This window comes from Verrucomicrobiota bacterium, assembly GCA_016871675.1.
GTDB lineage: Bacteria > Verrucomicrobiota > Verrucomicrobiia > Limisphaerales > VHCN01 > VHCN01.
Genome location: VHCN01000058.1, coordinates 1 through 21900, shown reverse-complemented (window position 1 = coordinate 21900; position 21900 = coordinate 1). Strand labels below are relative to the sequence as shown.

The 21900-nt window shown below is 65.1% G+C and carries 20 protein-coding genes and 1 tRNA gene; 8 read left to right on the top strand and 13 right to left on the bottom strand.

Annotated features, from left to right (window positions below; all coding sequences use genetic code 11):
- Both FJ386_11835 and ileS read right to left on the bottom strand, forming a co-directional pair.
- Positions 1–856, bottom strand: an 856-nt coding sequence (locus tag FJ386_11835) for a sel1 repeat family protein (GenBank protein MBM3877397.1), incomplete at its 3' end; no start/stop codon positions are given.
- 274 nt (positions 857–1130) lie between these two features.
- The gene (gene ileS, locus FJ386_11830; protein ID MBM3877396.1) at positions 1131–4031 is read right to left on the bottom strand and encodes an isoleucine--tRNA ligase; all 2901 of its coding nucleotides are present in this window, start codon (positions 4029–4031) and stop codon (positions 1131–1133) included.
- Positions 4032–4498: 467 nt separating this feature from the next.
- Here ileS and FJ386_11825 point away from each other — a divergent pair, with 467 nt between their 5' ends.
- The 3 genes from FJ386_11825 (at position 4499) to FJ386_11815 (ending at position 6366) form a co-directional block, all read left to right on the top strand.
- A complete protein-coding gene (locus FJ386_11825) occupies positions 4499–5353 on the top strand; it encodes a type II secretion system protein (GenBank protein MBM3877395.1) in 855 nt (284 codons plus the stop codon).
- 241 nt (positions 5354–5594) lie between these two features.
- A complete protein-coding gene (locus FJ386_11820) occupies positions 5595–5789 on the top strand; it encodes a PQQ-dependent sugar dehydrogenase (protein MBM3877394.1) in 195 nt (64 codons plus the stop codon).
- Positions 5790–5865: 76 nt separating this feature from the next.
- Positions 5866–6366 carry a hypothetical protein gene (locus tag FJ386_11815; protein ID MBM3877393.1) on the top strand — a complete coding sequence of 167 codons (501 nt, stop codon included), beginning with the start codon at positions 5866–5868 and terminating at the stop codon, positions 6364–6366.
- Between the two features lie 77 nt (positions 6367–6443).
- On the opposite strand, the gene FJ386_11810 is transcribed toward FJ386_11815, so the two are convergent.
- From FJ386_11810 to FJ386_11795, 4 genes are read right to left on the bottom strand one after another with little or no spacing between them, the layout of a single operon-like run.
- Entirely contained in the window at positions 6444–8090 is a 1647-nt protein-coding gene (locus FJ386_11810) for a peptide ABC transporter substrate-binding protein (GenBank protein ID MBM3877392.1), read from the bottom strand.
- A 25-nt stretch (positions 8091–8115) separates the two neighbouring features.
- Positions 8116–8619, bottom strand: coding sequence for a preprotein translocase subunit SecG (gene secG / locus FJ386_11805; protein MBM3877391.1), 504 nt, complete (start codon positions 8617–8619; stop codon positions 8116–8118).
- Positions 8616–9398 carry a triose-phosphate isomerase gene (locus FJ386_11800; GenBank protein ID MBM3877390.1) on the bottom strand — a complete coding sequence of 261 codons (783 nt, stop codon included), beginning with the start codon at positions 9396–9398 and terminating at the stop codon, positions 8616–8618. Before FJ386_11800 ends, secG begins: the two co-directional genes overlap by 4 nt.
- A 24-nt stretch (positions 9399–9422) precedes the next feature.
- Complete coding sequence (locus FJ386_11795) at positions 9423–10679, bottom strand: phosphoglycerate kinase (protein MBM3877389.1); 1257 nt, start codon at positions 10677–10679, stop codon at positions 9423–9425.
- Between the two features lie 780 nt (positions 10680–11459).
- On the opposite strand from FJ386_11795, the gene FJ386_11790 reads away from it, so the two are divergent.
- Together FJ386_11790 and FJ386_11785 are read left to right on the top strand one after the other, a co-directional pair.
- Positions 11460–11846 (top strand): hypothetical protein, encoded by a 387-nt coding sequence (locus FJ386_11790; protein ID MBM3877388.1) that lies wholly within the window; start codon positions 11460–11462, stop codon positions 11844–11846.
- Positions 11843–12061, top strand: a complete 219-nt coding sequence (locus FJ386_11785; GenBank protein MBM3877387.1) for a hypothetical protein — start codon at positions 11843–11845, stop codon at positions 12059–12061. The genes FJ386_11790 and FJ386_11785 overlap by 4 nt, the downstream gene beginning before the upstream one ends.
- A 5-nt stretch (positions 12062–12066) precedes the next feature.
- Here FJ386_11785 and FJ386_11780 read toward each other — a convergent pair whose 3' ends face one another.
- Positions 12067–14895 (bottom strand): aconitate hydratase, encoded by a 2829-nt coding sequence (locus tag FJ386_11780; protein ID MBM3877386.1) that lies wholly within the window; start codon positions 14893–14895, stop codon positions 12067–12069.
- 150 nt (positions 14896–15045) lie between these two features.
- On the opposite strand from FJ386_11780, the gene FJ386_11775 reads away from it, so the two are divergent.
- On the top strand, positions 15046–15429 hold the full coding sequence (locus FJ386_11775) for a hypothetical protein (GenBank protein ID MBM3877385.1): 384 nt from the start codon (positions 15046–15048) through the stop codon (positions 15427–15429).
- A 15-nt stretch (positions 15430–15444) separates the two neighbouring features.
- On the opposite strand, the gene FJ386_11770 is transcribed toward FJ386_11775, so the two are convergent.
- From FJ386_11770 to FJ386_11760, 3 genes are all read right to left on the bottom strand, one after another.
- Positions 15445–15888: a hypothetical protein gene (locus FJ386_11770; GenBank protein ID MBM3877384.1), complete on the bottom strand. Its 444-nt coding sequence runs from the start codon at positions 15886–15888 to the stop codon at positions 15445–15447.
- A gap of 206 nt (positions 15889–16094) precedes the next feature.
- Positions 16095–17864 carry a matrixin family metalloprotease gene (locus FJ386_11765; GenBank protein MBM3877383.1) on the bottom strand — a complete coding sequence of 590 codons (1770 nt, stop codon included), beginning with the start codon at positions 17862–17864 and terminating at the stop codon, positions 16095–16097.
- A complete protein-coding gene (locus FJ386_11760; GenBank protein MBM3877382.1) occupies positions 17861–18436 on the bottom strand; it encodes a hypothetical protein in 576 nt (191 codons plus the stop codon). Before FJ386_11760 ends, FJ386_11765 begins: the two co-directional genes overlap by 4 nt.
- Before the next feature lie 92 nt (positions 18437–18528).
- Between FJ386_11760 and FJ386_11755 the strand changes: the two genes are divergently transcribed.
- A complete protein-coding gene (locus FJ386_11755; GenBank protein ID MBM3877381.1) occupies positions 18529–18990 on the top strand; it encodes a DUF309 domain-containing protein in 462 nt (153 codons plus the stop codon).
- Between the two features lie 8 nt (positions 18991–18998).
- Here the strand turns inward: FJ386_11755 and FJ386_11750 are convergent, their stop codons facing one another.
- Both FJ386_11750 and FJ386_11745 read right to left on the bottom strand, forming a co-directional pair.
- Positions 18999–19775 (bottom strand): SDR family oxidoreductase, encoded by a 777-nt coding sequence (locus FJ386_11750; protein ID MBM3877380.1) that lies wholly within the window; start codon positions 19773–19775, stop codon positions 18999–19001.
- A gap of 52 nt (positions 19776–19827) precedes the next feature.
- A tRNA-Pro gene (locus FJ386_11745) sits at positions 19828–19905 on the bottom strand.
- Positions 19906–20058: 153 nt separating this feature from the next.
- Between FJ386_11745 and FJ386_11740 the strand changes: the two genes are divergently transcribed.
- Complete coding sequence (locus tag FJ386_11740; GenBank protein MBM3877379.1) at positions 20059–20778, top strand: DUF2071 domain-containing protein; 720 nt, start codon at positions 20059–20061, stop codon at positions 20776–20778.
- Positions 20779–20809: 31 nt separating this feature from the next.
- Here the strand turns inward: FJ386_11740 and FJ386_11735 are convergent.
- Positions 20810–21900: hypothetical protein (locus FJ386_11735; GenBank protein MBM3877378.1), on the bottom strand; the 1091-nt coding region annotated here is incomplete at its 5' end.

Here is a 21900-nt window from a genome sequence, read left to right as displayed (position 1 = left end):
CCTCCGCCTCGTCTTTCACCACGCCTTCGCCGTTGGCATAACTGAGGCCGAGGTTGTATTGCGCCTGGGCATATCCCTGATCTGCCGCCTTGCGATACCACTTCACCGCCTCCGCCTCGTCTTTCACCACGCCTCGGCCGTTGTCATACATGACGCCGAGGTTGAATTGCGCCGAGGCATGTCCCTGATCTGCCGCCTTGCGATACCACTTCACAGCCTCAGCCTCGTCTTTCACCACGCCTTGGCCTTCGGCATAACTGAGGCCGAGGTTGAATTGCGCGGCTGCATGTCCCTGATCTGCCGCCTTGCGATACCACTTCACAGCCTCAGCCTCGTCTTTCACCACGCCTCGGCCGAAATCATAACTGACGCCGAGGTTGAATTGCGCTGTGGCATCGCCCTGCTCAGCCTTCCGAAGCTGGAACTTGTGCGCTAACTGTTGGCCTTCGGCTCTCTGTGCCGGCGTCAAACGGCTCTCAATAATCGCGATAGCCTGCTGTGCGTTCTCGTCCCTCCCTTCGGCCGCGAGCAATATCCACTTGTAACCCTCGACTTCGTCCTTTGGAACGCCTTCGCCTAGGACATACTTGGTGCCGACTGCGAGCTGCGCACCGGGAAATCCCAGCTCGGCGGCTTTGCGATACCACTTCACCGCCTCCGCCGCATCCTTCGTCACGCCTACTAAGCCTTTTTCATACGCTAAGGCGAGGATGAACTGCGCCGCGGCATCTCCCCTTTCAGCATTCCGTCGCAGTTCTGCCATCTTTTCGGCATCAGCCTTTTCCTGTCCTCCAACCACTGCCTGCGTCATGCACAGCACAACCGCAGCGCACAACAGCGCTCCGAGGGATTTCATGGCTGCATGGTAACTCCCGGGAACCTTCAGTTGCAAGCGACGACGTTGCGATTGACGGCTTCCGCGCGCATCCGCGGATGCGTGAGCGTCTTCTGCAAAGCCTTCTCTCCTCGCTTTGCGAAGGGAGAAGGTGGCCGCAGGCCGGATGAGGGGTGCGAAGACCGAGGACGTTCGGTTGCACTGCGCACGAAGGCCAACGTGATTGAACCAAACCCCTCACCCCGGCCCTCTCCCCTTGCTCCGCAAAGGGAGAGGGAGGAGGCGGCGCGCGGGACTACGCGGCGGCGCACTGCTTCACGGCCTCGACACAGCGGGGGCAGAGGGTGGGATGTTCGGTGTTGGTGCCGACTTCGGTTTCCCAGTGCCAGCAGCGCTCGCACTTTTGGCCGTCGGCTTTGGTCACCTGATATTGAATCTTCTGCCCGCCGTTCGCGGATGCAGCCAGCTCGACGGTGAGCTGCGAGACGTTCAGCAGTTCCTGAAGTTCATTCAGGTGTCGCGTCCCGACTTCGATCGAATCCCAAGTCCCCCCAATCTGGACTTTGCTCTCCAGGTTCTTGCCGATGACGCCCTTCTTCCGCTCGGCTTCGATGGGGGCAAATGCCATTTCTCGAAGCCGCAACCACGCGGTCCAGCTTGTTCTCTCCTCCTCAGACAGCAAGAAGGTCAGCGGCGTCCACGCGGCGGCGTGGACGGAGGCCGTCGGTTTGCCGGGGATGAACTCCCACGCTTCTTCCGCGGTGAAGGCGAGCACGGGCGCGAGCATCTGGCAGAGGCGCGTGACGATGCGGTGCAGCGCGGTTTGGGTCGAGCGGCGGCGCGGCGAGTTGGCGGCGTCGGTGTAGAGGCGGTCCTTCACCACGTCGTGGTAGATCGCGCTCAACTCGACGGCGGCGAACTGGCTGAGCTTCTGATACACGACGTGGAACTCGTAGGCGTCGTAGGCGGCGGCAATATCGGCTTCGAGCCTGGCGAATTCGCCGAGTATCCAGCGGTCGAGTCCGGTGAGCTGGTCGTCGGGCACGGTGTGCTTCGCGGGGTCGAAGTCGTAGAGGTTCGAGAGCTGGTAGCGGAGGGTGTTGCGGAGCAGGCGGTAGGTCTCGGCGACTTTCTTGATGCGCTCCTCGCTCACGGTGATGTCGCTGCGGTAATCCTGCGAGGCGACCCAGAGGCGGATGACGTCCGCGCCGTAGTCCTTGATGTAGCGCTCGGCGGTCTGCGGCTTTTCGTAAGCGCCCTGGCCTTGCTTGCTCTTGGAAACTTTCTGGCGGTCCTCGTCCACCATGAAGCCGTGGGTGAGGACGGTCTTGAATGGAGCCGAGCCATTGCCCGCGAGCGAGAGGAGCAGGGAGGATTGGAACCAACCGCGGTGCTGGTCGGAGCCTTCGAGGTAGATGTCGGATTGGAAGGCGTGGTCGGTGGTGCGCGGTGCGTGACCGGAGGCGGAACCACCGCGCAGCTCGGGGCGGTGCGCGACAACGGCGCGGCTGGAACTGCCGGAATCAATCCACACGTCGAGTGTGTCGGCGGATTTGGCGACGGCTTCGGCACCGTTCCAACCGGCGGGCTTTACAAGCGACCACAGTTCGGCGGCGGTTTTCTCGAACCACACATTGGAGCCGTGTTGCTCGACGAGCGCGGCGACGTTGCGGACGACCTGCGCGTCGAGGATGGCGTTGCCCTGCGCGTCGTAGAACGCGGGCAGCGGAACGCCCCACGAGCGCTGGCGCGAGATGCACCAGTCGGGGCGGCCCTTGACGGCGGCCTCGATGCGGCTCTTGCCCCAGTCGGGGATCCATTGCACGCGGTTGATCTCGTCGAGGGCGAGCTGGCGGAAGGTCTGGGGAGCGCCGGCCTCCGGCCGGTTGTTCGACGCGTGGTCAATGCGGATGAACCACTGGTCCATCGCGCGGAAGATGATGGGCGTCTTGCTGCGCCAGCAGTGCGGGTAGCTGTGGTGATATTTCTCCTCGCCGAGCAGGGCGTTGCGGGCGCGGAGTTCGTGGAGGACGGCGCGGTTGGCGTCGCTTTCGCCGTGTTTCTCGAGCAACGACTTGCCGGTCATCTCGGCGGGCATCTGCTGGTCGCGCGGCAGGTCGTTGGTGAAGGCGAGGCAGCCGTCGTCGCTGACGGGCGAGTAGATGGGCAGGCCGTTTTGCCGGCCGAGGTTGTAGTCGTCGAGGCCGTGTCCGGGGGCGATGTGGACGAAGCCGGTGCCGGTGTCGTTCGTCACGAAGCTGTCGCCGGTGAAGAGCCGGCCGGTGCGCGCGCAGAAGGGGTGCTCGTATTCGAGCGTGGCGAGTTCGTCGCCGGTCATGGTGCGGATGATCTCGTAGCCGTTCCAGCCGCATTTCTGCGAGACTTGGGAGAGCAGTGAATCGCAGACGATGTAGGTGTCGCCGTTCGCGTGGACCATCGAGTAGTAGAACTTGGTGCTGAAGGCGACGGCGAGGTTCGCGGGCAGCGTCCACGGCGTGGTGGTCCAGATGACGAGGAAGGTGTTCGGCTCGTCCTTGAGCTTGAAGCGGACGTAAACGCTCTGGCTGACGTGGTCGGCGTATTCGACCTCGGCCTCGGCGAGCGCGGTGCGGCACGGGATGCTCCAATACACGGGCTTCTTGCCGCGATAGACGAAGCCCTTCTCGACGATGTCGGCGAAGAGGCGCAGTTCGTCGGCCTCGTATTCCCTGTCGAGCGTGAGGTAGGGGTGGTCCCAGTCGCCGAACACGCCGAGGCGCTTGAACTGCTCGCGCTGGATGCCGATGAACTTGCGGGCGTAGGCGTCGCAGGCCGTCCGGATCGACGCGGGGTCGGCGGCAGTGTTGCCGGCCTTGCGCATCTCCTGCGAGACCTTGAACTCGATGGGCAGCCCGTGGCAGTCCCAGCCCGGAACGTAAGGCGCGTCGAAGCCGCGCAGCGTTTTGTATTTTACGATGATGTCCTTGAGAATCTTGTTCAGCGCGGTGCCGATGTGGACGTCGCCGTTGGCGAAGGGCGGGCCGTCGTGGAGGACAAACTTGGGCCGGCCCGCGCGCGCCTTCTGGATTTGGCCGTAAACGTCCTCGCGCTGCCAGCGTTCGAGCCGTTGCGGCTCGCGCGTGACGAGGTCGGCCTTCATGGCGAAGTCCGTGCGCGGCAGATTGAGCGTGTTCTTGTAGTCCATGTCGCGGGCCAAGGAGCGGCGAAGCTAGCAACCGTCGGTGGGCGAGGCAAGATTCGGGTGCTGGCCGAATCGGCTGAACGGTGGCTGCCCTGCCTCGAACCCGTTGCAGGGCGTGGGATTCACGCCGGAGCGACCAAGGAAGCGCTGGCTAAGCCACGAAGACACGAAGGACACAAAGGACGGGAAGGGGAAAGGCTCGTCGTTCCCGCCTTCTGCGTGTCCTGCGTGTTTTTGTGGTTGGAGAGATGGTTCAGTGCTTCCCTAACGAGCCGCGCGCGGGCACGGCCTTGGACTTGGGGGAGAAGACGGGCATGGCGGAGGTTTCCCGTGGTGTTCAAAAATCGTCCAGCCGAATCTTTGATAGCCAGAAGCGCGTGCGGCTGGTAAGAACACTGCCGCAGCCTGCGTGAACCAACCCGTCCGCGGCTGCACGCCCGGCACGGCGGGGAACCCGCGAGCAGCGGATCCGTTGAACCAACATGAAACCCAGTCAGTCCTCCTTCATCCCCCGCCGGGCGGCCTTCACCCTCATCGAACTGCTTGTGGTCATCGCCATCATTGCGATCCTGGCGGGGATGCTGCTGCCGGCGCTGAGCAAGGCGAAGGCGAAGGCTCAAGGTGCGTCGTGCCTTGCCAACATGAAGCAGCTCCAGCTTGCGTGGGAACTCTACAAGGACGACAACGACGACCGAATGGTCAGGAACATCAACTATCCCGACTTGAACACGCTAGGTTCGAACGGGGCGATTGGAACGAACGATACGTGGTGCACTGGATGGATGAGGCCCGCACCGACCTACGTGGCGGCGAGCGTGACCAATGTCAGCTACTTCATGAACGCGTTGATGGGACGGTATTCACAAGCACCGGGAATCTACAAGTGCCCTTCGGATAAGTTCGATTTCCCCGACCCGACTGTGCCACGAGGACGTGTGCGAAGCGTTGCAGCAAGCAACTTCATGAACGGCGACCGATGGGCTGCCCAACCCGCAAACTACCACGGGACCGCGAACCTGCCGGTCTACCGGCGTGTATCAGAAGTGCTTGTGCCTTCAGATCGTTTGGTATTCCTCCATGAGGATCCAAACACTCTCGATGATGGTGTCACGCTGAACGTGATTGACCTGCCGGGGAGCGCGAACAACACGCGATTCGGCAATGTTCCAGCTGCGCTGCATAACGGTTCCACGAGCTTCAGTTTCGTGGATGGCCATGCGGAGCATCGAAAATGGAACTCTGTTGCGCTCAACCGTGGCGTTCCCGTGCCCGTGACGACGAGCGCGACGGATGCAATCTGGTACAAGCAGAGGCTGCACCACGCTTACCAGCAATAAGTGATGGGAAGGCATTACTGAAGTCCAACCGGGTCTTTGCGCTTGGCCGAGCCTTTTGCCGGCATCGCCAGCATTTAGGATCTGATTGACCCAGTCGGGCCGTCTGGGAGCTGTTCGCATTCCTCTCCTTACAGGCAGTCCATCCTTGGCCGTTCATGAATGCGACCATGGGTGTCCTCGCCCTCGGTTCGGGTTTGTTCTGCCCGGCGCGGAGGCGTCCGTCACGCCCGCCAAGCTCCCGGTGTTCACGGGCCTCGAAGACGGCATGCCCGGCATCACGCCCGACCCCGGGTTTGCGAAGAACGGATGGATTTACCTGAACCGATCGTTGCCGGAGACGTTCAAGGACGAGAAGGCCGGCGGGAAGGCGGGCATCATCCGCACGTCGCGCTTCACGCTCCGGGGCGACACCGGCACGACGACGGCGGCGAAGTAGAGGCGGGGGACGGGTCCGTTCGACGGCTGCGACAGGAGGCTCGACGACGGGCGGCATCGTGGCTAGCCTGCCTGCCATGAAGCAAACCATTTTGCCCGCCTGTTGCGCGCTTGCGCTGCCCGCCGCCCTGTTCGCCCTCGCGTTCAACCCGCAGGAGAAAAGCACCGGCGACCAAATCGTGATCGAAGTCCCCGCGCCCGTGAAGGCGCTCATCCAGCGCGAGACGGCCGGGGCCAAGGTGATCGAGTTTGGCCGCAGCAACGAGGATGGACGGCTCATCTACGAGGCCGTGGTGAGCATGGACGGCCGCGAATACACCGTGCGCTGCGACGCGGGGGGAAACCTGAAGCGAATCGAACTCCGCACGCGCGACCAGGACCGGAAGCCGTTGCGCCTCGACGACCTGCCCGCGCCGATCAAGGCGGCGTTTCAGAAGCAGGCGAAGGGCGGCGTGATCCTCGAAGTCGAGATGCAGCAGGTGGAGTATTCCGCGGTTGCGAACATCAACGGCCAGAAATACCACGTGACGGTGAATTCAGACGGGCACCTGCTCAAGAAGGAGCCGGTCGGGGAGTAAGCGGCGTGACGAGGATTGTGAAACCGAAACCGGGTTTCGAACGCGCGTGAATTTCCCAGGTCCGGCAGTGACATCACTCACTTCCGCTTTCGGGCGATGCTGTAGATCGGGTGCTCGTCGAGCAGGTTGTTGTGCAAGCCGGTGATCTGGTCGGGCCGCCAGAAGTTCACGCCGGCGTAGAAGTAGAGCGGGAGGATGGGGAGTTCGTCGCGCACCAGGATCGTCTCGGCCTCGCGCAGCATCGCGGCGCGGCGCTTCGGGTCGGGCTGGAGGTTGGCGTCGCGGACGAGCTGGTCGTAACGGGCGTGTTTCCAGCCGGTGCGGTTGTTGCCGTTGTTGCTCATGAACATGTCGAGGAACGTGTTCGGGTCGTTGTAGTCGCCGATCCAACTGCTGCGGGCCAGGTCGTAGTCGAGCGCGCTGAGCGCCGCGAGATACACCTTCCACTCGACGGCGCGCAGCTCCATCGAGATGCCGAGTTCCTTCTTCAACATCGCCTGCAACTCCACGCCGATCTGCTTGTCGGCTTCGCCGGTCTTGAACAGGTATTGGAATGCCGGGAAGCCCTTGCCACCGGGAAAGCCCGCGTCGGCCAGCAGTTTGCGAGCGAGCTCGATGTCGCGGCTGAGCCCGTCCGGCGGCTCGTAAACCGCCATGCCCTTGGGCGTGAAGTGCGACGCGACCTTCTCGCCACTCTTGGTGATGTTCTCGACGATGCGGCGCTTGTCGAACGCGAGCGCGAGCGCCTTGCGGACGCGCGGGTCGTCGAACGGTTTGCGCGTGACGTTGCAGCGGATGAAGTAAGTGCCGAGGTAGTCGAAGAGGTGGCAGTCGGGGCGCCGTCGCAATTCGTCCATGAGCTCCGAGGGGACGAGGTTCTTGTCCCAGATGATGTCAGCGGCGCCGGTGAGGTAGAGGTTGAGCGCGGTCGCGGCCGATTCCATCGGGAGAAAATCCACGACTTCGCTTCGGACGGATTGCGTGTCGTAGTGCCGCGGGTTGCGGCGGAGGCGGATCTTGTCGTGGACGCGCCACGAAACGAGTTCGTAGTGCCCGTTCACGGGGACGGGCGGTGTCATGAGCCAGCGGTCGCCGTGCCGCTCGATCCAAAACCGCGGGACGACGGCCAGCGTGGGAAACGCGCACAGCTCGAGAAAGAACGGCGTCGGGCCGGTGAGTTCCACTCGCACGGTGCGCGGGCCGGTCGCGCGCACTGCGACGTCCTCCGGGGTGAACGGTTTCCCGGTGACCGGGTTGGTCCTGGCGACGTTGAATTCCTCGGCGTTGCGGATGAAGTAAAGCTGCCCGGCGTATTCCGAGGCCGTGAGCGGGTCGAGCGCACGCCGCCAGGACCACGCGACGTCGTCCGCGGTGATCGGCTGCCCCGTGGACCAGACGGCGTTGCTGCGGAGATGGAATGTGTAGACGCTCCCGTCGGGCGAGAGGTCCCAGCGCTCCGCAAGCGCGGGCACGGGAGTGGCGTTGACCGGTTCGAGGCGTGTGAGCCCCTCGAACATCGACCGCACGACGCGCATTTCGGGCTGCCCCGTGATGATCGCCGGGTCGAGTGACTCGGGCTCGGCGCCGTTGATGATGACAAGGTCGGCGGGCGGTTCGCGTCGCGCGCAACTTGCGAGCAGCGCCACGACGATGGATGCCAGCGCGAGGGACGTGAGGAATCGGTCCGGCCGCGCGGAGGGTTGATCGAAAGCCGTCGAACTCATGGCGCCGGCTCCCAGCATCGGACTGCTACTGCTTCGGTGAAGGCGCCGTCGTGGGAGCGGGCGAGGGCGTCGCGGCGGACGGCGTCACCGCGCTGGTCGGGGCGTTGGTCGCGGCGGGGCTGTTGGTCGCGGCGGGGCTGTTGGTCGCGGGCGGTGTGTTCGTCAGCGCGAGCTTCGGCGTTGGCGTGCCGATGACGGCGGGGGTTGTCGTTGCGTTTGTCGAGGCGGGCGTGACTTCGCCGGCGGCCTTCTCGAGTTCCTTTTCGACGCCGCTCTTGCCCTGCTTCGCGCGCGCGTCGATGACGTAGAGCGTGAGCGAGAGGCCGAGAAAAACAGCGGCGGCATACTTGGTGACCTTGGTCAGCACGTTGCCGGAGCCCGCGCCGAACAGCGCGTCGGTCGCGCCGGTCGCGAACGCCGCGCCGCCGAGGCCGGACTCTTTCTTGGGGAGCTGAATCAGGATCAGCAGGATGAGCAGCAGGCAGTCGACCACGAGCACGAAGGTCATCAGTCCGGTCAGGAAGTTCATGAGGTTGGTTGTTCGCTAATCGAGTTCTTCACAATGTCCGAAAAATCTCGCACCGCGAGCGATGCACCGCCGACGAGCGCGCCATCGACATCCGGCTGGCTCATCAATTCACGCGCGTTCGCGGGCTTGACGCTGCCACCGTATTGGATGCGGACGCGGCGCGCAACGGAATCGTCGAACATCGCCGCGAGCTGCCGGCGGATGAAGGCGTGGACTTCCTGCGCCTGGGCGCTGGTTGCGGTGCGTCCGGTGCCGATCGCCCAGACCGGTTCGTAGGCAAGGATCGTCTCCGTCATCTGTTCCTTCGAAAGCCCGGCCAGGCTGCCGCGCACCTGGGTGCCGACGACTTTCTCCGTCTCATTCGCCTCGCGCTCGGCCAGCGTCTCCCCGACGCAGACGATGGGCTTGATGGATTGCGCATGAGCGGCAAGCGCCTTCTTGGAGACGGTTTCATTGGACTCGCGCTGGAACTGACGGCGCTCGGAGTGGCCGAGGATCACGTAACGCACGAGGAACTCCTTGAGCATGCCGGCGCAGATTTCACCGGTGAAGGCGCCGAAGTTCTGCTCGCTCATGTTTTGCGCGCCCAGCCGGAGACTCGACCCCTCGATGGCCTGCGAGACGGCTTCCAGCGCGGTGAACGGCGGGCAGACGACGACATCGACTTCCTTGATGTTCGCAAGTTCGCGCTTGAGGCCATCCACAAGCGCAAGCGCCTCGGCGACGGTCTTGTTCATCTTCCAGTTGCCGGCGATGATCAGTTTGCGCTCTTTGTCCATGGGATCAGCCTCATCGTGTCAACCTCACGCATCCGTCAGCGCCGCGACGCCGGGAAGCACCGCGCCTTCGAGGAATTCGAGGCTCGCGCCGCCGCCGGTGCTCATGAACGTCACCTTGTCGCCGAGGCCGGACTGGTGCAGCGCCTTCACGCTGTCGCCGCCGCCGATGATGCTTGTGGCCCGGTTCTGCTGCGTGGCTTCGGCCACGGCGCGCGCGACGGTGTTCGTGCCGCCGGCGAAGCGCTTGTCCTCGAACATCCCCATGGGGCCGTTCCACAGGATCGTCTTCGCCGTGCGAATCACCTCGGCGTAGCGCGCCGACGTGGCGGGACCGATGTCGAAGCCTTTCTCCGCATCGGGAATGTCGGGCGTGCCGAGCACGCGGGGATTTTCATAGGAGAACACCGGCTTGCCCTTCTTGTCGACCTTGCCCGTGTCCACGGGTGTGGCGACGACGTTGTCGGTCGGCAGCAGGAATTGGACGCCGCGGGCTTTGGCCTTTTCGATCGCGGCGAGCGCGACGGAAGTTTTGTCCGGCTCGACGAGCGACTTCCCGACCTTGAACCCTTGGGCGAGCTTGAACGTGTAGGCCATCGCGCCACCAATGAGGAGGGTGTCGGCCTTCTCGATGAGCCGGTCGATGACGGCGATCTTGTCGGAAACCTTTGCGCCGCCGAGGATGACGACGAACGGCTTGGCGGGACTTTCGAGTTCCTCGCCGAGGAACTTGAGTTCGCGTTCCATCAACAGGCCCGAGGCGCACCGGCCGCCGCGCGAAGCGATGGCGCGGGCGACGCCTTCCGTGCTGGCATGCGCGCGGTGGGCCGCGCCGAACGCGTCGTTCACATAGACGTCCGCGAGGCGCGCGAGTTGCGAGGCGAAGGACTCCGCGTTCGCCTCCTCCTCGCCGTGGTAGCGCGTGTTCTCGAGGAGCAAAATGTCGCCGTTCTGCAACGCGCCGACGGTCTTCTCGACCTTCTCGCCGGTGCATTCATCCACGAAAGCCACCGGGCGGCAGATCATGTCGGCAAGCTTGGCCGCCACAGGCCGCAACGACATGGACGGTTCGCGTTTGCCCCCGGGCCGGCCGAGGTGCGCGGCAAGGATGACCCGCGCGCCCGCGCCCACCAGCAGGTCGAGAGTCCCAAGCGTCTCGCGGATGCGTGTGGTGTCGTTGATGACCATCACGCCGTCCTCTTCCTCCATCGGCACGTTGTAGTCCACGCGGACAAGCACACGCTTGCCGCGCACATCGAGGTCTCTGACGCTGAGTTTCGCCATCGTCCGGAAAAACAGGCGCGACAGGATAGCCAAGGGCAGGGGGCAGTCAAAAGGAATTCGCCCCGAAACCCGTCGCGCGGGTCTGCGTGCAACCTCCGGCCGAGTCTCTTTCTGCAAGGGGTGAACTGAACGCAGCAGAAGAAAGGCAACCCTATGCATCCGGACCTCGCACTCGTCGGCCTTGGCGCCGGGGAAATCATCCTCTTGCTCGTGCCCGGCCTCGGCGCCGTCGCGCTGATCGTCGCGGAGGCGTCGGACTTCACGCTCACCGCCACGGGCATGACGCTCGGCACGCCGCGTTCCATGGCGCCCGGGCAATTCGAGCGGCCGGCCCAACCCATACATGAGATTCGACGCAATGAGAATCCGCAAGACTGCGGGCGGCCCCGGCCAGTCCGGTCGCCCTGTTTGACTCGCCCCTCAACTCCGTGCTTTGATCGGGCAATCCGTTCCCGCGCCATGCTCGCACGTCTCGCATTCCCGGCACCCGCCCTTTTCGCCGCGCTCGTCTCCCTTGCCGCGTCGCCTGCGCCCGACGGCAATGGAAGCTTCGTCACATCGAGCGACTCGCGCGAGGGACTCATTGGTTGCTGGACGAAGAACTTTCCCGTGACGGGCGGCGCGCATCATCGGTTCGAGGCGTGGCACCGTCGCCGTGGTCGAAGTGGACCTCAACAAGCGCCTGCACTGGCAAAGCCTCGGCGACTTCAAGGCGGAGATGTTGCGACACCGGCCGGGGGTGGCGGGTGAATAGGGTGTGACCCGTGTGAAGTAGAAGCCATGCTCAAGGCCCTGTTCAATCCGCCCCCGTTGACGACTCAACGCAAATGGGCTGCGCTGGCAGTCGCGGTCATCGCCGACGCGGCCCAAATCCCGCTGACCGCCGTGCCCGGTGCGCCGCAAATCGTGGACGCCATCACGATGGTCGTGACTTCGCTGGTGATTGGCTTCCACCCGCTGCTGTTGCCGACGTTCATTCTCGAGCTCGTGCCGCTGGCCGACATGCTGCCGTCGTGGACCGGTTGCGTGATGGCTGTCATCCTCCTGCGCGGCCGTGGCCCGCACGTGGTGGACGTGGAAAGCGTGAAAGTTCCACCGCCGGTCGCCGTGCCGCCGCCTGCGCCGCCGCCCGCGGCCATCCCGCCGAAGATTGATCCTACGAAGTGAGCGCGGCCGCGGGAAAGGCCGGGTTGTTCGACGCGCTCAAGGGCTGTCTCATGGGCGCGCGCGCGCCGCTGCCTTGCCTGGAACTCGGCGCGAAGCCCGGCATGAGCGAGGGTGCGCGTCCCTTCTCTTGCGCGCCATCGGCGGCCCCGCCGGACATGACCGCGATCGTCGGGAAGATTTTGGAGAACGCCGCGACCGCACGCGGCGCGAAATAGCGCCGTCACGCCTTCGCGATCAACTGCCGGAGCACGAAGGGCAGGATGCCGCCGTGCTGGTAGTAGTCCACCTCGATGGGCGTATCAATGCGACAGCGGACTGGCACGTCCTGCGACTGGCCGTTCGCGCGCGTGATGCGGAGCGTGAGGTCCTGCTGCGGCTTGATGGCCGCGGTGAGGCCGAGCACGTCGTAGGTCTCGGTCCCGTCGAGGCCGAGCGACTGCGCGGTGGTGCCGTCCTTGAATTGCAGCGGCAGCACGCCCATGCCGACGAGGTTCGAGCGGTGGATGCGCTCGAAGCTCTGCGCGACGACGACTTTCACGCCGAGCAGGTTCGTGCCTTTCGCAGCCCAGTCGCGCGAAGAGCCGGTGCCGTATTCCTGTCCGGCAATCACGATGAGCGGCGTGTTCGTGCCGCGATACACGATGGCGGCGTCGTAGATGGGCATGAGTTCGCCGGACGGCTGCAGCTTCGTCACGCCGCCCTCGGTGCCGGGGACCATCAGGTTCTTGATGCGAACATTGGCGAAGGTGCCGCGCGTCATCACGCGGTCGTTGCCGCGCCGCGAGCCGTAGCTGTTGAAGTCCGCCACGCTCACGCCGTGCTCGATGAGATAGCGGCCGGCGGGCGAACTCTTCTTGATCGAGCCCGCGGGGGAGATGTGGTCGGTCGTGACGCTGTCGCCGAAGATGCCGAGGGCGCGCGCGCCTCGGATCTCCGCGAGGCTGCCGGGTTGGAGCGAGAAGTCCTCGAAGAACGGCGGTTCCTGGATGTAGGTGCTCTCGCGGTCCCACTCGTAGGCGTTGCCGGCGCTTGACGGGATTTCGTTCCACTTGGGGTTCGCCTTCGCGAAGTCGCCGTAAAGTTTGCGGAACACGTCCGGACGCAGTGCCGCGCCGAGCAGGTCTCGGATTTCCTTCATCGTCGGCCACACGTCGCGCAGGAACACCGGGTTGCCGTCGCTGCCGGTGCCGAGCGGTTCGGTCGAGAGGTCCACGTCCACGCGGCCCGCGATGGCGAACGCGACGACGAGCGGTGGCGACATGAGGAAGTTGGCCTTCACCGCCTGATGCACGCGCGCTTCGAAGTTGCGGTTGCCGGAGAGCACGCTCGCGGCGATGAGGTCGTTGTCCGCGATGGCCGCCTCGACCTGCGCGGGCAGCGGGCCGGAATTGCCGATGCACGTGGTGCAGCCGTAGCCGACGGTGTGGAAGCCGAGCTTGTCGAGGTCATCCTGCAAGCCGGTCGTTTCCAGGTAGTCGGTGACGACGCGCGAGCCGGGCGCGAGCGAGGTCTTCACGACGGGATTCACCGTGAGGCCGCGCGCGACGGCTTTGCGCGCGAGCAAGCCGGCCGCGAGCATCACGCTCGGGTTCGACGTGTTCGTGCAGCTTGTGATGGCGGCGATGAGCACGCTGCCGTGGCCGATGTGCGTGTTGAAGCGCGGAAATGCCGACAGCGGCAGCTCCTGCGGCACGTCGGGAGTCGGGTGCTGGTCGCGCATTTCGGATTCGCTCGGCTCGACGTCCTTGCGGTGGCCGTAGCTGTGGTCGGTCTCGTGCGCGTGTGCCGGACTCTGCACACGGACGGCGGAGTAAAGGTCGTTGGCGTCCTGACCAAAGCCGTTCTCCGTGAGCGGGCGCGTGAGCGACGACTGGAATTCAAACTTGAGACGGCTCAGCTCGATGCGGTCCTGCGGCCGCTTGGGGCCGGCGACGCTCGGAATGATCGTGCCGAGGTCGAGTTCGATGGATTGCGAGTAGTCCACGTCGCCTCTCTTCGGGATGCCCCACAAGCCTTGCGCGCGGTGGTAGTTCTCGTAAGCGCGGCAAAGCTCGTCGCTGCGGCCGGTCGCACGCAGAAACTTCACGCACTCCTCGTCCACGGGGAAGTAGCCCATCGTCGCGCCGTATTCGGGCGCCATGTTCGCAATGGTTGCGCGGTCGGTGACGGACAAGCCCGCCGCGCCGGGGCCGAAGAATTCGACGAACTTCCCGACGACCTTTGCCTTGCGCAGCATCTGCGTGATGGTGAGAACGAGGTCCGTCGCCGTGACGCCTTCCTGAAGCGCGCCGGTGAGGTGAACGCCCACGACATCTGGCGTGAGGAAATAAACCGGCTGACCGAGCATGCCCGCCTCGGCCTCGATGCCGCCGACGCCCCAGCCCACGATGCCGAGGCCGTTGATCATCGTCGTGTGTGAGTCCGTGCCGACGAGGGTGTCGGGATAATAGACGTTTCCCGCGCTGAGCACGCCCTTCGCAAGAAACTCAAGGTTCACCTGATGCACGATGCCGATGCCGGGCGGCACGACTTTGAATGTGTCGAACGCCTGCATGCCCCACTTGAGAAACTGATAGCGCTCGCGGTTGCGCTGGAACTCGAGGTCGAGGTTGCGCGTGTAAGCCTGCGTGTTGCCCGCGAAGTCCACTTGCACCGAGTGGTCCACCACGAGGTCCACCGGCACGAGCGGTTCGATGATCTTCGGGTTCTTGCCGAGCTTCGCCACGGCCGAGCGCATCGCCGCGAGGTCCACGAGCAGCGGCACGCCGGTGAAGTCCTGCAACACGATGCGCGCGACGACGAACGGGACTTCCTCCGTGCGCGCCGCATTGGCCTTCCACGCGGCGAGCGCGCCCACGTTTTGCTCCGTGACGCGCGAGCCGTCGCAGTTGCGCAGGACCGACTCGAGCACGACGCGGATGGAAACCGGAAGCCGTGAAATCTGGATGCCGAGCGCGGAGCCGAGTGCGGGGAGCGAGTGGAGGGAGCCTTGCGTGCCGTTGCCGAGGTCGAAGGGTTGCAGCGTGTTGAAGAAGTTGGATGTGCTCATAGGGCGCCCCGTCGCGTCTCAGGTGCAGGGCGGTGGCAAAATGACGTTTCAGACCGGGAAGTGTCAAGCGAGCGGACGACACTCGGACCGGGCGCGTCGCCCCGTGATGGGCGGCGGCGACCGGTTCGGACAGAATCGCCCAACCGACACGTGATCACGAATCTTCTCGAGCGGCGATTCGACCTGCGCGCGAATGACACATCCGTCCGCACGGAGTTGCTCGCGGGCACGACGACGTTCCTGACGATGGCTTACATCATCTTCGTGCAGCCGGCGGTGTTGTCGGGCGCGATGATGCTCCGCAGCGTCACGCGTATCGCGTGGGACGACTACACGGAGTGCGTGCCGGCATTTCTCGTGATGGTGGGAATCCCGTTCGGCTATTCCATCGGCGACGGGCTCGCGCTCGGCTTCATCGCGTATCCGGTGGTGAAATGTCTGGCAGGGTGTGGCTGCGAGTTGAAATGGCCCGTGATCGTCGTCGCGCTGCTGATGCTCACCTGCTTCGTCCTTGGGCGCGGCAGCGTGGGATAGCGCGCCAGCGAACGCTCACCGTGGCGCGGTTTGCCGGTGCTTGATCCAACGGCTGCCCAGTTCCATCAACGTCCGCGTCTTGAGCAATCGTTCAGCCAGGGGAAACACCACGCGCTCCTCCCTGTCGAAATGCTTGCGCGATGCCAGCACCGCTTCCACCAACTTCTCGCGCGCCTTTGCCACCGTCCGCGCCTTGCGCGCCGCCTCGAGTGCGTGTTCGATCGCCTCGTGCTCGTGATGAAACGTCTCGCGCTGCCCGATCTGGTCCATGCAATGATCCAGCGGGTCCATCAATAACTCGTGCTCCATCTCCGAGTGCGCCTTGAGCATGGACTCGAGCAATGCCGCCTGCGACCGCACCTCGGCCAGCGTGCGCATCCGCGGCGCGCCCGCCTCGACCGAGTCGAAGAGATTGTGAAACACGAAATGCTCCGCGAGCAGGACGTCGGTGATTTTCATCGTTTGGGAATGCGTGCGGCCGTTGGAGTCCGCGCCCCTGCCATTTATTCAGCGCCGCCGTCCAGGCCCGACTCATGGCGCGCCGCGCCAGCAGCGCGCGGGCGTCCCCCCATGAGTTGCCCAGCGCCTCCAATCGTGGCGCGCGGGCGCTGCGCGAGTTGAAGAAGAATCCGGACGGGCCGGCGGCGTGACGCCCGGGATGCCCCTCACGGCAGCGCGAGCACACGATAAAACGCGATGCCATTCGTCCCGGACGGATCGAGGACGCTCGTGAGGTTGGTCGTCGCGGTGATGGGCCCGCCGACGTTTGTGAAACTCCCCGTGGCGACGAGCGGCTTGCTGGTGAGTTGATACCGCCGCCCCGCGCCGCTTTGCCACGTGATGGTGCAGCCGGCCGCGTCCTGCCGCACGGTCTCGATGCGCAGCAACGAGGCGGCGTTCGTCGGGTCCGTGCCGGAGGTGTATTCCGCAAGGTTGTTGAATGTGTCGCCATCCGGGTCGGCGGCCGGCGCGGCGTTGGTGGCTGTGAACAGCGGGAAGTGCCGGCGTTGAAAGACATCGTCCAGTCCGTCGAAGTTGAAGTCCGGCACCGCGGGCGCGACCTCGATGAAGCCGTTCGCGTAGGCGATGTTCGTGCCGCGCTGCACGACGAACGTGCGCATGCCGGGCGTGGCATTGCTGCTGACGCTCAACGGAACCGAGAGCAGGTGCATGGCCGACCCGTTGATCGTGAAGAGGTTGGTTTCAAACGCCGTGACGCCGATGGAAAGTCCGTTGCCGGTGATCGAGAGCGTCATGTTGGTCGTGAAGTCGGGCGAGTAGACGCCCACGGTCATGTTGCTCTGGCCGACGCGAATCGAAGTGGGCGAGTTTACCAGCGAGTATGACAGCGGATTCGCCGTCGGCGGCCGGACGCGCGAGATGCGGAACGGCGGCGTGGCATTGGTGACGACGACGTCGAGCGTGTTCGTGAGCCCGGCGGTCAGGACGACTTGGAAGTTCGTGCTCGCGAGAAAGTTCGCGTCTGCGCCGAGGAAATCGAACGAGACATCCGCGCCGCTCACGAGCGCGAGCGCGGTGAACGGGTCCACCGGGGAGACTCGCACCTTGAAGGTGCCCGGCGGGAGGCTGCGAATCTCGTAGGTGCCCTGCGTGCCGCCGTTGGTGCTCGTGACGGTCCCCGCGATGGCGTTGCCCGCGGCGTCCTCGACCGTGATCGTCGCCCCGAACACTCCGCCCTCGCCGGCCTTGGTGACGAGGCCCTTCAGCACAGCCCAGTTCGTGAGCGGCGGCGTCGAAGTGTAAAGCCAGCGCGCCGCGCCGAGTTCGTCATCCGAGAGACCGGAGGCGTTCGCGGGCAAAGCCGCGCTGCGCGCGAGCATCACTGCACCGCCGAGCGGCGAGTGTTGCAAGCCGAGGAAGTGGCCGATCTCGTGCAGTGCCACCAGTTCCACGAACCGTCCCGCGTTGTTCGTATCCGAGAAGTCGGTGAACCACGCAAACTCCACGCCATTGAAAACGATGTCAGCCTCGGACAGCACGCCGTCCGAGTAGAACGAAGTGAACGCGACGCCCAGCGCGCCGGAGATGTTGTCGCGACCGCCGTTCACGATCGTCGTGGACTTTGTCCAGTAGACGACGTTCGTGTTGTCCGCAGTGCTGACGTCCACCGGCGGATTCACCAAGCCTGCGTCCTCAAACTTCAGCCAGGTGCCGGTGATCGCCTGCCACTGGCCGAAGCTGGCTCGCACGGCGTTGAGTTCCGCGGCGGTGTTCGTGGCGGAGTAGGCGTCCGAAGCTAGGAAGAAGCGGATCGCGCTCGTGGTGCGGTTCACCACGTTCGTGTGCACGAGCGTGTTCGTGCCCGACAGGTCCCACCGCACCACGGCGCCGTCATTCGTGTAACTGGGCACGAACGCGCGCATCCACAGCAGCGGAAGGCCGAGCGCGAGCACGACAAGAAGCGTGCGTCTCATTGCGCGTTTCCTTTCACGCGCTGCTTCAGTGCGGCGAGCGTCAGCCGGGTTGGCGCGGCATCGCCCGGCGATGATTTCGCGCGCGAAGTCGCGGTGGCGCCGGTTCCATGGAACGGGCTGTGAACGAGCAACTCCGCCGTGGCCGGATCCTGCTCGACGCGAAACTTCCCTTGCGCGAGCCCGAGCGTGACGCCCTCGCCGCGCGGATTCAGCACGAGGAAGAGCACGGCCCTTTCGCCCATCTTGAACTCCGCCTGGCCCGTGACGGTCGTGCGACGGTCGCCGAGCACGCCGCCCCCTTGCACCACGGCGAAGCGGTTGGTCGCCAGCGTGCCCTTCCAGGTTTCCTCCACAGCGATTTCGATGCGGGTGAAAATGCGTCCGGCATCGTCCCGCGCGGACTCCACCGCGACGACGGAACCGCGGATCACGAGTTCGGCGCGCGCAGCCAACTGGTCGAGCGACAGCGGGACGATGATCTCCGCGGTGACGCGGAGCGGGAAGAGCGCGAGCACCCCGGCGAGAAACGGGACTGCCGCGCCTGGAAGCGTGCGCGAGAACGCGTTGGTCATGCGCGGAGCCTATCCCTTCCGCCGCCCGTCGCGAGCCGAATCTCCGCGAGAGAATGGGTGCGTGGCGGTTTCAGGGCCGCTAGCTTACGCGCGTGAGCAAGAAGTCCCCACGAATCGCAGCGCTGATCGAGGATTGCCGCGGGCGCGACCTCGACCCGCACTACCTCGGCTACTTCGAGTGCTTCAATCGGGGGCTTTACTACGAGGCGCACGACGTGCTCGAGGAACTCTGGCTTGCCGACCGCCACGGACCCAACGGGCCGTTTTACAAGGGGCTGATTCAGTTCGCGGGCGCCTTCGTGCACATGCAAAAGCACAGTGACGCCCGGCCGCGACTGCAACCCGCCGCGGCGCTGCTCCGGCTGGCGCTCACGAACTTCGAGGCGTATCCGGCGACTCATGACTCGCTCGCGTTGTCCCAGGTGCGCGACATGGCGAGGCACTGGCTGGAGCAACTCGAAACCGGGGCGTTCGCCGTGAATCCACTCTCCGCCCTTCACGCGCCCCGGTTGGAACTGACTTCATCCGTCTCTCGCGCCCCGAGGAAATCCTGATCGGGCGATCAAGGCCAGCGCCCCTTCGTGCCGACCAGCCCGCCGCCGTCCACGACGAGCGTCTGCCCGGTGACGAGATCTGCTGAGATGAGCGAAAGAATGGCGGCGGCGATGTCCGATGGCTCACAGACCTTGCCGAGTGCCGCGGATCGTTCCCTCGCGGCTTTGGCGGAATCGTAATGGTCGGCAAGCCCTCGTTGCAGCCACTCCCCGGCGATGAATCCGGGGGCGACGGCGTTGACGCGCACCTTGGGCCCCAACGCGCGGGCCAGTGCGATCGTCATGTTGATCAGCCCGGCCTTGGACGCGCAGTAGGGGATTGAACTGCCGGTGCCGATGATGCCGGCGACGCTCGCGACGTTCACAACCACACCGCACCCGCCTGCCTCGAGGTGCGGCCGCGCGGCGCGCACACACTGGAACGGCCCCTTGAGGTTCACGTTGATGATGCGCGACCAGACTTCGTCCGTGACCGGGTCGAGGTCCTGGTGCTCGATGAAGTGTGTCGTGCCCGCGTTGTTCACGAGGATGTCGAGCCGGCCAAATGCGCGCGCGGAAGCTTCCACGAGTGCGCGGCAGTCGTCATCCAACGCGACGTCGCCGGGCACGACGACGGCCTCGACGCCGAGCGCGCGGGCCTCCGATGCGACCTGCTCCGCCCGGTCACGGGACTGGTTGCAGTTGATCGCGACCGAGCATCCCATTCTCGCCAGCGCGAGCGCGGTGGCCGCGCCCACGCCGCGGCTCGCGCCCGTGATCAGTGCCGCTTTGCCTTGTGGATTCATAAGGGGGATCGCCGCGCCCGGCGCAATTCGGGTGAAGTCGAACTCGATGAGATGGTCGGGGCGGTGAGATTTGAACTCACGACCTCTTGGACCCGAACCAAGCGCGCTAGCCAGACTACGCTACGCCCCGGACCATGGGGCAGAAAAAGTGCAGGCTGGGCCGGTGAATTTCAATGCTTCTTTTTCGAACCGCAACCGCGGTCACAGACTATGTGATGCCCTGGAGAAGTCACGCAAACGGTTGCCGCTTCCCCGCCTTGAGGGACGAGTCTACTCTGCGCGCATGGCCGACGCGCGCCCGTTCCTGACTGCCGAATGGCGCTGGCTCGCGATGCTGAACTACGAGGCGGCCCCCGCGGTGCTCTCGCCGTTCGTGCCGCGCGGCACGGAACTCGACTCGTGGAACGGCCGCCACTACGCCAGCATCGTCGGGTTCGCGTTCCAACGCACGCGCGTGCTTGGCGTGCCGGGGTGGTTTCACCAGGACTTCGAGGAGGTGAACCTGCGGTTCTACGTGCGCCGCAAGGCTGCCGACGGCTGGCGGCGCGGCGTGGTGTTCGTGAAGGAGCTTGTGCCCAAGGCGCTCGTGACTTTCGTCGCCCGCGCATTTTACAACGAGAATTACGAGACGGTCCCGATGCGGCGCGAACTTGCGATGCTCGGGTCCAAGAAGCAGTTCACTTACTCGTGGACGTTCCGCAGCCGCGAGAACCGCCTGCATGTGCGGGCCGAAGGCGACTGGCGCGAACTCGAACCTGGTTCCGAGGCTGAATTCATCACCGAACACTATTGGGGCTACACCCGCCAGCGCGACGGCGGCACGATCGAGTATCAGGTCGAGCACCCGCGCTGGCGCGTGGTGGATGCGCGCGAGTCGTCGCTGGATTGCGATGTCGCGGGACTCTACGGCGAGGGGATTGCGGCGTGCCTGCGTTCAAAGCCGGTGTCGGCATTTCTCGCTGACGGTTCGACGGTCACAGTGTATCGAGGTTGCAAACTGTGAGGCTTTGGAACAGGCGGTGGAACGCGCCGACTCAGTCCACGAGGACAATGCGATAAAACCGCAGCGGGGCAGGGGACGGGTCGCCTTGCGAAACAGACTGCGCGGTCGCCGTGACCGGGCTCGCGAGATTCTGCCACGCACCGGCCATGCCGGCCTTGAACTGCAACTGATAGGTCTTGCCGACGACGGCGTCCCACGTCACTGCGATCGTGCCCGGTTGCGAGCGGCCGAGCCCCACCGTGAACGGAACGAGAACGCGACGGAGCGTATGGTTGTAAGTGTCCGTTACGAGCAAGTGCCCCTGCGCGTCGAAGGCAACGCCGTAGGGATTCAAGAATCGCGCCGAACGGTTCGCGCCATCGCCCGCGCCGTCTTCTCCAGCGACGCCGCTCACGGTGAGGACGTCGCCCGCGGGCGTGATCTTGCGCAGCGTGTTGTTCAGCGAATCGGCCACGTAGAGATTGCCGCGGCGGTCGAAGGCCAGTTCCGCCGGCTTTCCGAACCGGGCCGCCGGCGCAGGGCCATCCGAACTGCCGTCGCCTCCCGGTGAACCTGCGAACGTGGTCACGGCGCCCGCCGCCGAGATGCGGCGGATCACGTGGTTGTTTGCATCGGAGACGAACACGTTGCCACCCGCATCGAGCGCAAGCCCGACCGGATTGTTGAAACTCGCGTTCGTGCCCATCCCGTCAGCGAAGCCGAAATTCTCCGGTGTTCCCGCGAAGGTGGTCACGATGCCCGCGGGCGAGCTTCGGCGGACGGTGTGGTTGCCCGAGTCTGCGACGAAGATGTTTCCGAGCGGGTCGAGTGCGAGCCCGAGGGGCAGATTGAATCGCGCGTCGCCACCCGTGCCGTCATCGGCGCCGGATTGCGTCGCCGCGCCCGCGACCGTGGTCACGAGACCGCCGGGCGTGATCCGCCGGATCGTGTGGTTGCCCGTGTCCGCGACGAACACGTTGCCCGCCGCATCCACGGCGATGCCGGTCGGTCCGTCGAACCGCGCGGCCGCACCCGTGCCGTCAGCAGATCCCGGTTCACCGGCGAGGCCGGCGAGGGTGGACACGATGCCGAGCGGCGTGATCTTGCGGATGGTGTTGTTGGCCGTGTCCGCAACGTAGATGT

What these genes read in the sequence shown, in the direction of transcription:
- FJ386_11770 (MBM3877384.1), bottom strand. Translation starts at nt 15,888, where the DNA reads ATGAAAATCACCGACGTCCTGCTCGCGGAGCATTTCGTGTTTCACAAT.
- secG (MBM3877391.1), bottom strand. Translation starts at nt 8,619, where the DNA reads ATGAACTTCCTGACCGGACTGATGACCTTCGTGCTCGTGGTCGACTGC.
- FJ386_11760 (MBM3877382.1), bottom strand. Translation starts at nt 18,436, where the DNA reads ATGACCAACGCGTTCTCGCGCACGCTTCCAGGCGCGGCAGTCCCGTTT.
- FJ386_11740 (MBM3877379.1), top strand. Translation starts at nt 20,059, where the DNA reads ATGGCCGACGCGCGCCCGTTCCTGACTGCCGAATGGCGCTGGCTCGCG.
- FJ386_11795 (MBM3877389.1), bottom strand. Translation starts at nt 10,679, where the DNA reads ATGGCGAAACTCAGCGTCAGAGACCTCGATGTGCGCGGCAAGCGTGTG.
- FJ386_11750 (MBM3877380.1), bottom strand. Translation starts at nt 19,775, where the DNA reads ATGAATCCACAAGGCAAAGCGGCACTGATCACGGGCGCGAGCCGCGGC.
- FJ386_11825 (MBM3877395.1), top strand. Translation starts at nt 4,499, where the DNA reads ATGAAACCCAGTCAGTCCTCCTTCATCCCCCGCCGGGCGGCCTTCACC.
- FJ386_11765 (MBM3877383.1), bottom strand. Translation starts at nt 17,864, where the DNA reads ATGAGACGCACGCTTCTTGTCGTGCTCGCGCTCGGCCTTCCGCTGCTG.
- FJ386_11780 (MBM3877386.1), bottom strand. Translation starts at nt 14,895, where the DNA reads ATGAGCACATCCAACTTCTTCAACACGCTGCAACCCTTCGACCTCGGC.
- FJ386_11810 (MBM3877392.1), bottom strand. Translation starts at nt 8,090, where the DNA reads ATGAGTTCGACGGCTTTCGATCAACCCTCCGCGCGGCCGGACCGATTC.
- FJ386_11815 (MBM3877393.1), top strand. Translation starts at nt 5,866, where the DNA reads ATGAAGCAAACCATTTTGCCCGCCTGTTGCGCGCTTGCGCTGCCCGCC.
- FJ386_11790 (MBM3877388.1), top strand. Translation starts at nt 11,460, where the DNA reads ATGCTCAAGGCCCTGTTCAATCCGCCCCCGTTGACGACTCAACGCAAA.
- FJ386_11800 (MBM3877390.1), bottom strand. Translation starts at nt 9,398, where the DNA reads ATGGACAAAGAGCGCAAACTGATCATCGCCGGCAACTGGAAGATGAAC.